General features: G+C 62.7%; 17 protein-coding genes. 7 read left to right on the top strand and 10 right to left on the bottom strand.

Annotation, left to right across the window (positions count from 1 at the left end; all coding sequences use genetic code 11):
- The first annotated feature begins 304 nt into the window (after positions 1–304).
- Positions 305–634, top strand: coding sequence for a hypothetical protein (locus JQ629_RS35025; RefSeq protein WP_212036545.1), 330 nt, complete (start codon positions 305–307; stop codon positions 632–634).
- Here JQ629_RS35025 and JQ629_RS35020 read toward each other — a convergent pair.
- The 8 genes from JQ629_RS35020 to JQ629_RS34985 all read right to left on the bottom strand — a co-directional run bounded on the left by JQ629_RS35020 (position 631) and on the right by JQ629_RS34985 (position 7,666).
- On the bottom strand, positions 631–1,065 hold the full coding sequence (locus tag JQ629_RS35020) for an acyl-CoA thioesterase (RefSeq protein WP_212416491.1): 435 nt from the start codon (positions 1,063–1,065) through the stop codon (positions 631–633). The two genes, JQ629_RS35025 and JQ629_RS35020, sit on opposite strands and share 4 nt — an antisense overlap.
- Before the next feature lie 53 nt (positions 1,066–1,118).
- Positions 1,119–1,553 (bottom strand): hypothetical protein, encoded by a 435-nt coding sequence (locus JQ629_RS35015; RefSeq protein WP_212416490.1) that lies wholly within the window; start codon positions 1,551–1,553, stop codon positions 1,119–1,121.
- 60 nt (positions 1,554–1,613) lie between these two features.
- Complete coding sequence (locus JQ629_RS35010; RefSeq protein ID WP_212416489.1) at positions 1,614–2,138, bottom strand: hypothetical protein; 525 nt, start codon at positions 2,136–2,138, stop codon at positions 1,614–1,616.
- Between the two features lie 171 nt (positions 2,139–2,309).
- Entirely contained in the window at positions 2,310–2,603 is a 294-nt protein-coding gene (locus JQ629_RS35005; RefSeq protein ID WP_212416488.1) for a nucleotidyltransferase family protein, read from the bottom strand.
- A 153-nt stretch (positions 2,604–2,756) separates the two neighbouring features.
- Positions 2,757–3,410: an aspartate/glutamate racemase family protein gene (locus JQ629_RS35000; RefSeq protein ID WP_212416494.1), complete on the bottom strand. Its 654-nt coding sequence runs from the start codon at positions 3,408–3,410 to the stop codon at positions 2,757–2,759.
- 129 nt (positions 3,411–3,539) lie between these two features.
- Positions 3,540–4,667 carry a nickel/cobalt transporter gene (locus tag JQ629_RS34995; RefSeq protein ID WP_212416493.1) on the bottom strand — a complete coding sequence of 376 codons (1,128 nt, stop codon included), beginning with the start codon at positions 4,665–4,667 and terminating at the stop codon, positions 3,540–3,542.
- Between the two features lie 122 nt (positions 4,668–4,789).
- Complete coding sequence (locus JQ629_RS34990) at positions 4,790–5,455, bottom strand: DUF1007 family protein (RefSeq protein WP_212416487.1); 666 nt, start codon at positions 5,453–5,455, stop codon at positions 4,790–4,792.
- Positions 5,456–5,575: 120 nt separating this feature from the next.
- Complete coding sequence (locus JQ629_RS34985) at positions 5,576–7,666, bottom strand: M3 family metallopeptidase (protein ID WP_212416486.1); 2,091 nt, start codon at positions 7,664–7,666, stop codon at positions 5,576–5,578.
- Positions 7,667–7,875: 209 nt separating this feature from the next.
- On the opposite strand from JQ629_RS34985, the gene JQ629_RS34980 reads away from it, so the two are divergent.
- From JQ629_RS34980 to JQ629_RS34955, 6 genes are all read left to right on the top strand, one after another.
- Positions 7,876–8,136 (top strand): hypothetical protein, encoded by a 261-nt coding sequence (locus JQ629_RS34980; protein ID WP_212416485.1) that lies wholly within the window; start codon positions 7,876–7,878, stop codon positions 8,134–8,136.
- 708 nt (positions 8,137–8,844) lie between these two features.
- Positions 8,845–9,987 (top strand): type III PLP-dependent enzyme, encoded by a 1,143-nt coding sequence (locus JQ629_RS34975; RefSeq protein WP_192738179.1) that lies wholly within the window; start codon positions 8,845–8,847, stop codon positions 9,985–9,987.
- A 121-nt stretch (positions 9,988–10,108) separates the two neighbouring features.
- The gene (locus tag JQ629_RS34970; RefSeq protein ID WP_212416484.1) at positions 10,109–10,711 is read left to right on the top strand and encodes a GNAT family N-acetyltransferase; all 603 of its coding nucleotides are present in this window, start codon (positions 10,109–10,111) and stop codon (positions 10,709–10,711) included.
- A 94-nt stretch (positions 10,712–10,805) separates the two neighbouring features.
- Positions 10,806–11,195: a RidA family protein gene (locus JQ629_RS34965; RefSeq protein ID WP_212416483.1), complete on the top strand. Its 390-nt coding sequence runs from the start codon at positions 10,806–10,808 to the stop codon at positions 11,193–11,195.
- A 48-nt stretch (positions 11,196–11,243) separates the two neighbouring features.
- A complete protein-coding gene (locus JQ629_RS34960; protein WP_212416482.1) occupies positions 11,244–12,686 on the top strand; it encodes a homospermidine synthase in 1,443 nt (480 codons plus the stop codon).
- A gap of 158 nt (positions 12,687–12,844) precedes the next feature.
- Positions 12,845–13,066 carry a hypothetical protein gene (locus tag JQ629_RS34955; protein ID WP_212036555.1) on the top strand — a complete coding sequence of 74 codons (222 nt, stop codon included), beginning with the start codon at positions 12,845–12,847 and terminating at the stop codon, positions 13,064–13,066.
- Positions 13,067–13,244: 178 nt separating this feature from the next.
- Here JQ629_RS34955 and JQ629_RS34950 read toward each other — a convergent pair whose 3' ends face one another.
- Together JQ629_RS34950 and JQ629_RS34945 are read right to left on the bottom strand one after the other, a co-directional pair.
- Positions 13,245–13,985, bottom strand: coding sequence for an acetoacetate decarboxylase (locus JQ629_RS34950; protein WP_212416481.1), 741 nt, complete (start codon positions 13,983–13,985; stop codon positions 13,245–13,247).
- 231 nt (positions 13,986–14,216) lie between these two features.
- Complete coding sequence (locus JQ629_RS34945; RefSeq protein ID WP_212416480.1) at positions 14,217–14,549, bottom strand: hypothetical protein; 333 nt, start codon at positions 14,547–14,549, stop codon at positions 14,217–14,219.
- Between the last annotated feature and the right edge of the window lie 60 nt (positions 14,550–14,609).

The following is a 14,609-nucleotide window of genomic DNA, read 5'->3' as shown; positions in this document are numbered from 1 at the left end:
CGTCCACCGCAACCCGCCCAACGTCCGTGACGACGGCCGACGCCCTTCTGAGTAGGACGGGATGGGCGAATATATGCCCCTGATTTGTGTTCTGGTAAACAGAAATATTTTTTATTTCGGGGCTTGACACGGTTTCTGGAAACCGGAAGTGATTTGCCCGTCGGGCCAAATTGCCGCAGTTGGCTGCCCGTCCGGGGGACAGGCAAGCTCACATTGAACCTTCAAGCGGCTGCACCACACCAAGGCTGCACAAGCGCGGCTCGCTCCAAGGCGGCGCGGGAGATTTCATGTGATGGATACTGTGATGGATAGTGCCGTACAATCCCGCCGGTTCAGCATTATCGGCAGCGTGACAGGCCTGTTGGCGCTGCTGGTCTCGGCGCTGACGCAATTGGTGCCGGGGATCTATCTTTCCGGGCTCGTCGGTCAGGCGACCTGGAACGAGGTACTCTCAACGGGGGCGGCCGCGCTCGGCGTGATCGCCATCTCTTTCGCCGTCGTCGCGATCATCATGAAGGAAGGAAAGCTGCTGGCAGGTATCGCGGCCGTCCTCGGCTTCGTAGCCATCGCCGTCCAGATATGGTGGGTTCTGCTCATCCTGGCGATCGCGCTCATCATCCTCAATTCGCTCTAAGCCAGATGCCGCTCCCGCGTCGCGATGAAGTCGCGGATTGATTGCGGGATCGGAACCGGCCGATGGGATTTCTGGTCGGTATAGACCCAGACGATTTCCCCGGTCACCAGCGCCTCATGGCCGCCCTTCTGAAAGATCGCGAGCTCGAAGGTAAGGCTTGAATTGCCGATCCGCGCCACCCGCGCGCCGACGTCCAATTCCCAGTCGAACAGCACCGGCGCCTTGTATTCGATCAGCGATTTGACGACATGGAAGTCGATCCCGGTCTTTCGGGAGTCGGCGTACTGGTCGTAGCCGAGCGCGCGGAAATACTCGGTGATGCTGGTGTCGAAATAGGTCAGGTAGTGCGCGTTGAAGACAACGCCCTGCCCGTCGATCTCGGAATAGCGCACCCGGAACGGGTGGAAGAACCAGAACTGGTCGCGTGACATTGAATCCCCTGTAGCGCCTCTTACCGGCTCGTCTCTCGCTTACCCTACACGCTTTAATCCGTTTCAGTACCATCCGTCCCAATGGTCTGCGTAGCGAACGCGGGCGGGAGTCCATGCAACCGCAGCGCTGCCTTCGCGGTGACCTTGCCGACCTCCCCGCTTGCGCTAACCTTGTAGGTGCAGCTGTCGTGCGCCAGCTGCAATGCAGTGAACTCGCCGCCATCCTTTACAAAGAGGCGATCCTGCTCCCGACCACCTTCATCGCGGACCACACCATTATGTGCGGTATAGCGAGCCGAGGTAACGCCGGGATTCTTCATTACGCTTATGTTCAAAACTGCGTTCTTTATGAAATAGACGTCGATGCCGCCGTTGGCTTTGGCGATACGCTCTATCCAGCAGATCGGGGCCGCGAGGGATGGCATTGCCGTCACAACCCAGCAGACCGCGACCAGCAAGCAGGCGACGGCAATTGATCTGATGCGCATTGCTGCCTCCTATGGTGCTGACGCTTAGCCGAGTGGCAACGACATGGCGGGCAGGTCGCTCTACACACCTGCAAGCACGTCTAAAACGGAGTTCGTATCAAACTTTGCCCTAAATCTGAGAATCAAGCATCCGCTGATTCCGATTACGAGCAGATGATTCAGGATCGATAGCCAACGGCGGCTGCCATCATAGATGGAGCCTGAGTATTCCTTCCAATGCCAAGGGAAGAGTTTTACCGTCGGCAAATGCAGCTGCATTTGCTTGTTGAGGATGGCGGGTCCCAGATCCATCAGATCTGGAAAAATAGCTCCCAGAAAGCAGGCGAATAGTATCCATCGTGCTTCCCGATGCGCCAGCATGAAAGCAATGGAGAACAAGATCAGACTGACACCAACATCCAGGACGGAAGGGAGCGGATATTGATGAGAACTCCAATCAAGCAAACCATGCAACAGAACTCCGGCGATGAATCCAATGAGCAGAACGGTCAGACCGGTTGTTGAATGGATCGGCCTCTTCTTGAGCTGAGCCGATAGAACGGCCGCGGTCGCTACGCTGGCCAGGGTGTGAAAGATAACGTTCATGGCTGATCTAGCGCTTAGGATGGTTGGAGCGAAGCGATACCCGTCATTTCGGTTCGTGAACCGGGCGGTGGGTTTCGCTTCGCTCTACCCACCCTACGCACCGATACGCCCCTACGCGCTCGATCGCCTCGATGATGTCCGTTAAGAGGGGGACGAGCGAACGTGCCACCACTAAAACACGCGGATGGCTGTTGCTTCTATCGTCTTCCGGAGCGCCTTGTGCAGGCTGTCGCGCGTCATGATATCAGTCTTGCGGCCGAGAATGCTGGCGGCGCATTCCTTCACGTCCATCAGCTCGTACACGCCAAGCTTGCCCTTTTGATAGTCGAAAAAGAGGTCCACGTCGGAATCATGGTTAGCCTCGCCGCGCGCCGTCGAGCCGAACATGTAAAGATGTTCGACGCCAAGCCGCCTCAAATCGGCTTCGTGCTGCCGCAGCCGGCTAATGGCTTCTTCGCGTTCCATAGCTGCATTGTAGCAAATCCGGGCAGATGGTTCCACGTCTTTCGGTTTCGCGCCGGCATTGCTCCTGGCCGTTAACCTTCCAATCTCTTCTCTCTGCCCAACGCAGGAGCGTGAGCATGATCCCAGATCCACTTGCGGCGCGTAGCGCCGCCATCACTTCCGCGCCAGAAGCGCAAGAATTGACCGTACCGCTGCGGAAATGGGCGCGACGATCGGGATCGAGAACATTGGCTTCAGTTCGCGCGCGGCCTCGCCCAGCGGGCCGCCGCCGATAATGACGGCCTCTGCGCCGTCATCGCTGATGCAGTGACGCACGACATCGGCCAGCGCGTCGCGCAGGCGAAGCTTGTCCTTGACCAACTCCGTGGGGTCCGCGGACGTTATTCGAAGGCCGGTGTATTGCGCCGACAGCCCCAGCAAGGCGACGCGCCGATCAATGGCAGCCTTCAATGCCGGCGTCGTCGTGGCGATCCCAAACCGCCGCCCGCCGGCTGATGCTTCGCGAAAGGCCGATTCAGCGATGCCGACCGCCGGCGTCCGGCATCGCCCCCGGACTTCCGCAAGGCCCGGATCGCCGAACGCCGCGACGATGAAACCATCGTACTTGCCATCGTTCGAGACGGCTATCTCGACGACTTCGTCAGCCGCGGCGGCAAGCGCATCGGGCTCGACAATCATCGGCGGCGCGTGGCGCGCCGTCGCACCGTCAATTTCACACGCTTCGGCCGCAGCCGCTTGCGCGATGCCGACCATCATGGCGGTGGTCGCCGCCGAACTGTTCGGGTTGATCAGCAGGATGCGGCGCATGCGATTCAAGCCGGCTTCGCTACGGGGCACTGCGGCAGCCTGCGTGCTACGCGGCCGACGACAAACTTCGCGATACCCATCATCCCGGTTCGTGAACGAGGCGGTGGGTTTCGCTTCGCTCTACCCACCCTACAGACACGTCACGCGCTCGGCGGCGAGATAGCCGAACAAGAGGCCGAGCCCGAACAGCAGCACGAGGCCCGCCGCGCCGAATTCGATGCCGCGCATGATCAGCGCGCCGCCGCCTTCGCGGCCGGCGCTGAGGCGCTCGGCGAGGCCTCGCGCGGACACCGCGACGATGGCGATGGTCGCGACCGTGATCGCGGTGCCGAGGCCCATCACGAAAGTCGCGGCGATGCCGGCCCAGAACAGGCCCTGCGCCAGCGCGAACACCAAAACCAGGATCGCGCCCGAACAGGGCCGCAGGCCCACGGCGAAGATGGCGCCGAGGCCACGTTGCCAACCGCCGGGGCCGGCAAGCTGGTCCGGCGTCGGGCCGTGGGAATGGCCGCAATGCTCGTCATGGACGTGGTCGTCTGCGTGAGAATGAGCGTCAGCATGAGCGTGCGCGTGGGCATGACCGTGCGCATGGGCGTCAGCGTGCGCGTGGGCATGGTGATGATGTTCATGGTGGTGGTGATCGTGGTGATGGTGATCGTGGCCATGATTGTGCTGATGGCTGGCCGCAGCCGTAGCGGTAGCCATCGCGGGCGCTGGCTTGGCCTGCAGCGCGCGCATGAATCCGCCGCCCTTGGTCCAGACCAGCCGGGCGCCGAACGCCGCGATCAAAGCGTAGCTCGCGATCTCGATCACCTTCTCCGCCCCGCACATCGTCTTGGCGGTAGCGTTGAGCAGCCAGGCGCCGATGCCGACGATCAGCACGGCGACCAGCGCCTGCAACATCGCGGATGCAAACGACAGCACGATGCCGCGCCGCGCGGTCTCGTGATTGGCGACCAGATAGGACGAGATGACAGCCTTGCCGTGGCCGGGACCGGCGGCGTGGAATATCCCGTACGCAAACGAGATCGCCAGCAGGGTCCAGACCGCCGAACCGTCGGACTTGGCGGCGCGGATGGTCGCCGACATCTCGCGATAGAATTCCGATTGTTTTGCGAGCAGCCAGCCGACGATGCCGCCGACCTGCGGCTCAGGAGCCTTGGCCGGCCGGGGGCCGCCGAACGGATTTTGCGCCAACAGGACGTGGAGGGCGCCGTCGACCGCGACAATGGCGGCGAGTGCGACGATCCCGATCAGGAGCGCGTGGGTGAAGCTGGAGCCTTTTCCGTTTCGATCGAATCGAAACGGGGCTCCAGATTCGTTTTCTTGACGCGTTTTCTTGACGCGAACCGGGCCCACTTCGCTGGAAAACGCTTTGGTCACGGGCAATCCACTAAAATCTTGTTGGCGTACATGGCGCCGTAGTTGGAATTGTCGCCGTTCATAAAATTGTTTTCGTTGAGCCGCTGGGCGTTGGCGGTGCCGTCATTGGGCCTGAGAAACTGCAGCTTGCAGTCGGCGGGCGCGCCGACCAGCTTGATCGGGTCCTTCTCCTCGAACTTGAAATCGATGAAGTAGGCAGGATCGAACACTTCCAGCGCGGCCTGTTTGGCCTTGAACGGCGTCTTGGCGGGCAGCATGAAATGCAGCGTCAGCGCGTCCTGCTTGAATTCGAGATAGTAGTCGACCGGCTCCAAGAACCTCTCTTTCTTGCCGTCGGCCCTGGCGAAGGTGAAGTAGCCGAATTCCTTCAGCGACTCGATATTGGTCTGCGCCAGCGGCGCCAGCTCCTCGCGGCTGTAGACGCCCTTTGTCTTCGTCTCGATGCCCTGCAGCGCATAGGTCGAGAACATGTCGTCGAAGGTCCAGGCGTGGCGCACGCCTGAGATCGAGCCGTCAGGGGCGTAGACCACCTCGCTCTTGGCGGTGATCCAGACATGCGGATGGGCCTTTGCCGGGGCAGTGCCGAGCAGCGACGCGACGATCAAGCCCAACAATCCGAACAGTATCCGCGAAACGTCGTCCCGGCGAAGGCCGGGACCCATACGCCGTGTCGTCTCTTTTTGGCAGTGTGGCAAAGACCTTCCTCTCACTACGGGCATCCGGGGTTATGGGTCCCGGCCCCCCGTGCGCAATTGCGCACTAGGCCGGGACGACGGAAGACTTCACGCCGCCTCCGGCGTTTCGAGCAGGCCCCGGCGGCGCAGCAGCGCGTCGGGCTCCGGCTCCCGGCCGCGGAACGCGACATAGGCGTCCTCGGGGTCGCGCGAGCCGCCGGACGAGTAGATGTCGTCGTGCAGGCGTTTTGCGGTGGCGGGGTCGAAGATGTCGCCGGCCTCCTCGAAGGCGCCGAACGCGTCGGCGTCCATCACCTCCGACCACATGTAGCTGTAATAACCCGACGCATAATGGTCGCCGGAGAAGATATGGCCGAATTGCGTGGGCCGGTGCCGCAGCGCGATCTCGGCGGGCATGCCGATTTTCTCCAGCTCCGCCTTCTCGAACGCGCCGACGTCGCGGCTGGCTGATGCCGGCTGGGTGTGGAATTCGAGGTCGATCAGCGCCGAGGAGACGAACTCCACGGTGGCAAAGCCCTGGTTGAATTTGCGCGCGGCCAGGAAGCGGGTGAGCAGTTCGTCCGGCAGCGGCTCGCCGGTCTGGTAGTGTTTTGCGAACTGCCGCAGCACCTGCGGCTGCTCCTGCCAGTGCTCGTAGAGCTGCGAGGGCAGCTCGACGAAGTCGGTGAAAACAGAGGTGCCGGACAGCGAGGGATAGTTCACGTTGGACAGCATGCCGTGCAGCCCGTGGCCGAACTCGTGGAACAGGGTCCGCGCGTCGTCCGGCGACAGCAGCGACGGCTCGCCGTCGGCACCCTTGGCGAAATTGCAGACATTGATCACCAGCGGGGCGATCTCGCCGTCGAGCTTCTGCTGGTCGCGCAGCGAGGTCATCCAGGCGCCGGAGCGCTTTGACGGCCGGGCGAAGTAGTCGCCATAGAACAGCGCCTTGTGCTTGCCATCGGCGCCCTTGACCTCCCAGACCCGGACGTCCGGATGCCAGACCGGGATATCCTTGCGTTCGGCGAAGGTGACGCCGAACAGGCGGGTGGCGCAGTCGAAGGCGGCCTCGATCATGTGGTCGAGCACCAGATACGGCTTGATCGCGGCGTCGTCGAAATTGGCGCGGACCTGGCGCAGCTTTTCGGCGTAGTAGCGCCAGTCCCACGGCGCCAGCGCGAAATTGCCGCCCTCTTCCGCGATCATGGCCTGCAGCGCGTCGCGGTCGGCGAGCGCCCGGGCCCGCGCCGGCTTCCAGACCCGCTCCAGCAGGCTGCGCACCGCCTCGGGCGTCTTGGCCATGGAATCTTCCAGGCGGTAGGCGGCATAGGTCGGGAAGCCCATGATCTTGGCGGCCTCCTCGCGCAGCCCGAGGATCTCCACCACGGTGGCGTTGTTGTCGTTGGCATTGCCATTGTCGCCGCGGGCGGTGAAGGCACGGAACACCTTCTCGCGCAGGTCACGCCGATCGGAGCTCTTCAGGAACGGCTCCACGGAAGAGCGCGACAGCGTCACGATCGCCTTGCCGGGCATCCCGCGCGCCTCGGCGGCGGCCCTGGCGGCGGCGACGAAGGCTTCGGGCAGCCCGCCGCGGTCGTCCTCGCCAAGCTCCATGAACCAGTCCTGCTCATCGCCGAGCAGGTGGTGGCTGAACGAGGTGCCAAGCTCGGCCAGCCGCTCGTTGATCGCGGCCCGGCGCGCCTTGGCGGCTTCGTCGAGGCCGGCGCCGGCGCGGTGGAAGTTGGTGTAGGTGCGTTCCAGCAGCCGGATCTCCTCGCTGCTCAGGCCGAGCGTGGCGCGGTTGTGGTGGAGCATGGCGATGCGGCCGAACAGCACCGCGTTCATCATGATCGGATTCCAGTGCCGCGCCATCCGCGGCGACACTTCCTTGTCGATCTCCAGGATCGCCGGGTTGGAGTGCGCCGACACCAGGTCGTAGAACACGGCGGAGACCTTGGAGAGCAGCTTGCCGGAGCGCTCCAGTGCCGTGATGGTGTTGGCGAAGTCCGGCGCTGCGGGATCGTGGGTGATGGCGGCGACCTCGGCGGCGTGATCGGCAAAGGCCTGCTCGAAAGCCGGCAGGAAGTGCTCAGGGAGAATTTCGGCAAAGGGCGGCGTCTCGAACGGCGTCTGCCACGGCCGCAGCAGCGGATTTGCCGGGGGTTCCGGAGGGGCTGCATTTTGCTGGGTTTCCGACATCACAAGTCCCGTTTCTGCTCTGAAGCCGCTTCAGGCTCCAGGCCTTGTTTTTGACGCGTTTTCTTACCGCAGATTAAGTCTCACTTCGCTCGAAAACGCTCTGAATGATGCGTCAATCTATATCACGCGATACGGCATTTTTGGGCCTTTTAAGCTTGATAGTGGAGGCCTTTTCGGAGAGATTGCGGCCACCCAACAGGACCTGTTTCATGAGCATGCAGCCTTCTTCCGGCGCCAAGAGCGAGATCATCTGGCCGAGCGTCATCACCGTCATCTCGGCGGCGATCCTGATCGGCGCCGAGGTGTTCGGCGCGGCATTCGCCGGCGGCTGGGCGCTCGCGATCCTGCTCGGGCTCTCCGACACCGGCGCGCACATCCTGCAAGCGGTGATGTTCGGCATCGGCGTCGTGATCATGGCCGGCTTCATCCGCCAAGCTCAGCGCATCGAGCCGTTCTGGAAACGCAGCTGACGCGCGAGCTCAAGAAATCACTGCGGCACAGCCGCTTTCGTGACTGCACTTCACGCGACAACACTCCGTAATTTCCCCGAGAAATCTTAACAGCCGTTCATGTTTGATCGCGCTGGCGCTTCTCTCGACGTCGCTCAGCGCGTGCCGAGAACCATTTTGTAAGTACGCGCGCGGAAACTTGTCCCCAGCCTAAAAAAAATGTTGCGTCACAGATTCAAAAGCCTTATTTCCAGCCTTGCCCAATTTCGCACGTGCCTGTGGTCGTGTGTCAGTCGGTAGGTATCCGGACAAGAGGCCGGACAGCCGCCAAGGGATGAAGAACCGAGGGTCGCTCAGGTGAAAACCTGGGAGGCCAGCATCTCTCTCAAGAGATGCCGTTGAAGGTCTCTGCATCTTTTGCAACCGTGACTGGCAGCCGGAGGCGAACCGGCGCACCCCGCTCTCAACGGGGGACGCGACTTAAAGCAACGACGGATCGGGCTTTTTTGGTCTCTACCGGCATTCCAACGCCGGCGCGGGCTACTGAAAAGGCTTGTCCTTCATTGCCAGGTGTGCGGGCGGGAAATTCCCAACCAATCCACGGCAGCACAGTCTGATCTGAGTCTTTTGGCTTCGTTGCGCCTCCATCGCGCGATGTGGCCGGAGCGCTCTTATCCGACATCAATTTTTTGAACGGATCCCCGTCGCTGGGCCGTTTGGGAGAGTGCTATGACCGAACGTATTCAGGAATTCCTGCGCAACCGCCGCAGCGAGGGCCAGGACACCGAGCCGTGCCTCGTGGTCGACCTCGAAGTCGTGCGCGACAATTACCAGACCTTCGCGAAGGCGTTGCCGGACAGCCGCGTGTTCTACGCGGTGAAGGCAAACCCGTCGCCGGAAGTGCTGCAGCTCCTGGCCTCGATGGGCTCGTGCTTCGACACCGCAACCGTCGCCGAGATCGAAATGGCGCTGGCTGCCGGTGCGACGCCGGACCGCGTCTCCTATGGCAACACGATCAAGAAGGAGCGCGACATCGCGCGTGCCTTCGCGCTCGGCATTCGCCTGTTCGCGGTCGACTGCGCCGCCGAAGTCGAGAAGATCGCCCGCGCCGCGCCCGGCGCCAAGGTGTTCTGCCGCATCCTCTATGATTGCGCCGGCGCCGAGTGGCCGCTGTCGCGCAAGTTCGGCTGCGATCCGGAGATGGCGGTCGACGTGCTCGACCTCGCCAAGCGCCTGGGCCTGGAGCCGTGCGGCATCTCGTTCCATGTCGGCTCGCAGCAGCGCAAGGTGAAGGCGTGGGACCGTGCTTTGTCGATGGCCTCGTCGGTGTTCCGTGACTGCGCCGAGCGCGGGATCAACCTGTCCATGGTCAACATGGGCGGTGGATTCCCGACCAAGTACCTCAAGGACGTTCCTCCGGTCCTGCAATACGGCCGGTCGATCTTCCGCGCGCTGCGCAAGCATTTCGGCAACCAGATCCCGGAAACCATCATCGAGCCGGGACGCGGCATGGTCGGCAATGCCGGCATCATCGAGACCGAAGTCGTTCTGATCTCCAAGAAGAGCGACGAGGACGAGGTGCGCTGGGTGTATCTCGACATCGGCAAGTTCGGCGGTCTCGCCGAGACGATGGACGAGTCGATCCGTTACGCCATCCGCACGCCGCATGACGGCGCGGAGATGACGCCGTGCGTGCTCGCGGGCCCGACCTGCGACAGCGCCGACGTCTTGTACGAGAAGCTGCCGTATCCGCTCCCGGTTACGCTCGAGATCGGCGACAAGCTGCTGATCGAAGGCACCGGCGCCTATACGTCGACCTACTCGTCGGTGGCGTTCAACGGCATCCCGCCGCTGCGGACCTACCACATCTGAAACGGCCGCTCTGAGGCCTGAATAACGGGAGCCGGTGCGCCGGCTCCCACCCCCTATTATTGCGAATTTCGAGACAACGCTCCGCGGCGTGATTTGCCGTTGGAGTGAGGACTGACGTGCCATGACTGCTTTGCGGAAGACCACTATCGCCCTCACCCCGAATGCCGCTCCGTTCGCGATCCGTGCGGAACGGGCTTCGGACGTCGTTGCGCGTGAAGCGCTGCTGGATGCCTGCTTTGGCGCGAATCGCCTTAACCGCACCTGCCAGCGCCTGCGTGACGAACGTGCGCCCGCCGAAGGCCTTGCCTTGTCGGCCGTGGCACGAGGGAAACTGGTGGGCACCGTGCGGTTGTGGCACGTCAGCGCCGGCGGCATCCCGGCGCTCATGCTCGGCCCGCTGGCGGTTGAGGAATCCTCCCGCCAGCTCGGCGTCGGGGCCGCGCTGATGGACCACGCGCTCGCGGCGGCGACGGCGCGTGGCCATCGCACGGTGATCCTGCTCGGCGACGCGCCCTATTACGTCAGGTTCGGCTTCTCGGCCGAAAAGACCGGCGAGCTGTCGCTGCCCGGCCCGTTCGAACGCGACCGCCTGCTCGGCCTCGCGCTGCGCGAGGGCGGGCTCGATGGCGCCTGGGGCATGATCTCGGCGTCCGGCGCGCCAATGCGCAAGGCAAAAGCATCTCGCGCGAAGAAGGCTCTGCAGACCGTACCGCACGCGGCCTGAGCCCTCGCGTCAGAGGGGTTGCGCGGTCCGGCGAAAAGCCCTTAAACCGCGCCAAATCAGCTATTTTCGGATCAGGCCGCAAATCGAGGTTCCGATGCCCCGCCGTCTCATTTCCACCGGTTCGCCGTTCGAGAAGACCGCCGGCTACAGCCGCGCCGTGATCGACGGCGATTTCGCCTTTGTCGCCGGCACCACCGGCTATGACTACACCACCATGACGATGCCTGACGATGTCACGAGCCAGTCACGGAACTGCTTCAAGACCATCGAGGCCGCCTTGAAAGAGGGCGGCTTCGCGATGGCCGACATCGTCCGCGCGACCTACTACATCACCGACCTCAGGGATGCGGATGCCCATTTCGCGGTCTGCGGCGAAGTTCTCGACGATATTCGCCCGGCCGCGACGCTTCTGGTGGTCGCGGGCCTCTACAGGCCCGAGATGAAGATCGAGATCGAAGTGACCGCCAAGCGCCGCAGCGCCTGATCCACCCCTCACCATCTGTCCGCCAGCACTTTCCGGAGAAACCATCCCATGAGCCCCGCCTCGCAGATCTACGCGAAGATCACCGGTCCCATCGTCATGGTCGGCTTCGGCTCCATCGGCAAAGGCACGTTGCCGATGATCGAGCGGCATCTCGATTACGACAAGTCGCGCATCACCGTGATCGATCCCAAGGACGAGGGCCGCAAGGCGCATTGCGAGAAGCACAATGTAAAATTCATCCAGCAGGGCGTGACCAGGGACAATTATCGCGCGTTGCTTACCCCGCTGCTCACCGAAGGCGGCGGCCAGGGTTTCTGCGTCAATCTCTCGGTCGATACCGGCTCCACCGACATCATGGAGCTCTGCAACGAGCTTGGCGCTCTCTACATCGACACTGTCAACGAGCCCTGGCTCGGCTTCTATTTCGATTCTTCGAAGGGCCCGGAGGCGCGCTCCAACTACGCCCTTCGCGAAGCGACGCTGGCCGCCAAGAAGGCGCGCCCCGCGGGCTCGACGACGGCCGTCTCCTGCTGCGGCGCCAATCCCGGCATGGTCTCCTTTTTCGTCAAGCAGGCGCTGCTCAATGTCGCCGCTGATCTGAAGCTCAATGCCCCCAAGCCGAAGACCAAGGCCGAATGGGCGGACCTGATGCGGCAGGCTGGCGTCAAGGGCATCCACATCGCCGAACGCGACACCCAGCGCTCCAAGTCGCCGAAAGAGCCTGATGTCTTCGTCAACACCTGGTCGGTGGAGGGTTTCCTGTCGGAAGGCGTGCAGCCGTCCGAACTCGGTTGGGGCACCCATGAAAAATGGATGCCCGAGAACGCACGTACCCACGAAGCGGGTTGCGGCGCCGCCATCTACCTGATGCAGCCCGGCGCCAACACGCGCGTGCGCACTTGGTGCCCGACCCGCGGCGCGCAGTATGGCTTCCTCGTCACCCACAACGAGTCGATCTCGATCTCCGATTACTTCACGGTGCGTGACGCATCGGGCACGGCGATCTATCGGCCGACCTGCCACTATGCCTATCATCCGGCTGACGATGCCGTGCTGTCGCTGCATGAAATGTTCGGCCGCGCAGCAAAGATGCAGGAAAAGCACCACATCCTCGATGAGAACGAAATCGTCGACGGCATCGACGAACTCGGCGTGCTGCTGTTCGGCCATGACAACAATGCCTACTGGTACGGCTCGCAGCTCTCCATCGAAGAGACCCGCAAACTCGCGCCCTATCAGAACGCCACCGGCCTGCAAGTGACCTCCGCCGTGCTCGGCGGCATGGTGTGGGCGCTGGAAAACCCGAACCAAGGCATCGTCGAAGCCGACGAGATGGATTTCGATCGTCTGCTGGAAATCCAGATGCCGTATCTCGGCCCGGTAAAGGGATACTACACCGACTGGACCCCGCTGACGGATCGGCCGGGCCTGTTCCCGGAAGACATCGATACCTCCGATCCCTGGCAGTTCCGCAACATTCTTGTGCGATAAGGTATGGTTCCACCTCTGATGCAACGCAGCATCAGGGGCCACCGGTCACCGTAACGCTCGCTTAATAAAATCGCGCAATCCTGAAAGGTACCTCTTTTACGAGGACCTTGAGCCGTCCTGCGTCTCTGCGCAGCGACGCCCCCGGTGGAGCGGTGGAAATGCGCGTCTTTATCGCAATCATGCTATCGGCGGTCGTTTTGGCCGGGTGCAAACCTGACAACAACAACGACATCACCGGCTCGATCGATAACTGCGCGCGCAAGCTCTACAGCTCCTACAATCCCAAGGACCTGAAGCAGTGCATCGCCGTGTGCATCTCCTGCCAGCGCGGCGTGATGACGACCTGCTCGACATCGTGCACGCTCAAGGGCGCTCAGTAGAGCGTCACTTCGCCAAACCGTCGAACGCGAGCGACCCTATAAGCCACTCGTCATTCCGGGATGGCCCGAAGGGCCAGACCTCAGGTGCGCAATTGCGCACCGGGGAATCTCGAGATTCCGGGTTCGATGCTCCGCATCGCCCTCAGATGCGCAATTGCGCATCGGGGAATGACGACTGTCACTTCGCCATGTAATCGAACGCCACCTTCCCCAATCCCAGCGTCAGATCAGCCTTGAAATGCAGCGCGGAGACCACTTCGCGCACCGGAAGCCGGGCAACGTCACACAGCGCGTGGGGAAACAGGCCGAGCGCGGCCGGACCGCTCCATGCTTCCTTCAGCGTGATGTCCTCGAGATGGAAGCGCACCAGTTCGCAGATCCGAGGGCTGCCGTCGACATGCGGGATGATCTTGAGAATGAAGTTCGGCGCCTTCATGCCCTTCAGCACGGCGTCATGATCGACCGGGCGATGCTTGTAACCCATGGTGGCGGAGGCACAGAGCACCGAGCCGTAATGCAGCGAGCCGACCAGCACATCGCTCTCGACTTCGATCTTCGGCTTCGCGAGCTTTTTGGGAAATCCCCAGATTTCGCGGCCGCCGGCGATCGGGCCTTCGTCGTCGAGATACATCGCGTGGGTATAAGCGCCCTCCTCGCCGTTGAGACGGACCGGGATCACCTGGCCGGTTTCGGTGTAGTCGCCGAAGCCGGTCGAGTCGGGCATACGGATGAATTCGTATTTGACGACCGGTTCGCTGACTTCGAGCGGCTCCGGCACCAGGGCGCGAAGCACGTCCGGATCGGTCCGGTAGGTGATGATGAAATATTCGCGGTTGAAGAAGCGATAGGGCCCCGGCGGGAAGGACGGGTTGTTCAGCGGCATCGAATACGCGGTTCGTCTGACATCGTCGATCTTCATGGCCTGCCCCATCTGTCGTAGGCGCGGTCGCGCGATGAGGGCGATTATGGGGGAGCTTGATGGCTCAGGCGAGACTGTAAATCCGGCAGCGTCAGTCAAATCGGCGTCAGAGGGCGCTTCATCCCTCCGTCATTCCGGGGCGCGCGAAGCGCGAGCCCGGAATCCATAACCACGATCGTGAGTATGGATTCCGGGCCTGCGCCAAGTGGCGCATCCCGGAATGACGAAAGACTACTTCTGCTTGATCGGCTCGGCCGTTTTCTCGGCCGGTGCCGGCGGCAGCGCGGGCTGGGCGCCCGCCTTCTGCGCGTCGGCATCGGGTCGCGCCGGTTCGGGCGGCACGTTGGACGGCCGGGTGCCGGTCGTCGTCTCCGCGGGCACCGACGGCCTGGTTTCCGCACCCGGCGTCGATTGCAGCGGCTGGGTGGCCTGCGCCATTTGTTGCGGCGGGCGCGCGCGCAACTCGGCCAGCGACAGACCGGACATCACGAGGCCCGTCGTGACCAGCGCGGCCGCAACGAGAAAATCAATCCGGTAGCTGCGCTTGTTCTGATCGGCAGACATATCGTTCACCGCAAGGTTGTTCGCGATGACAACGGCCGGCGTAGCGCATTGTTCCCCGCC

The organism is Bradyrhizobium sp. AUGA SZCCT0222 (genome assembly GCF_018130205.1).
Lineage (GTDB): Bacteria > Pseudomonadota > Alphaproteobacteria > Rhizobiales > Xanthobacteraceae > Bradyrhizobium.
Note: the sequence above shows the minus strand (reverse complement) of the source record. Positions and strands in the feature narration are given on the sequence as shown.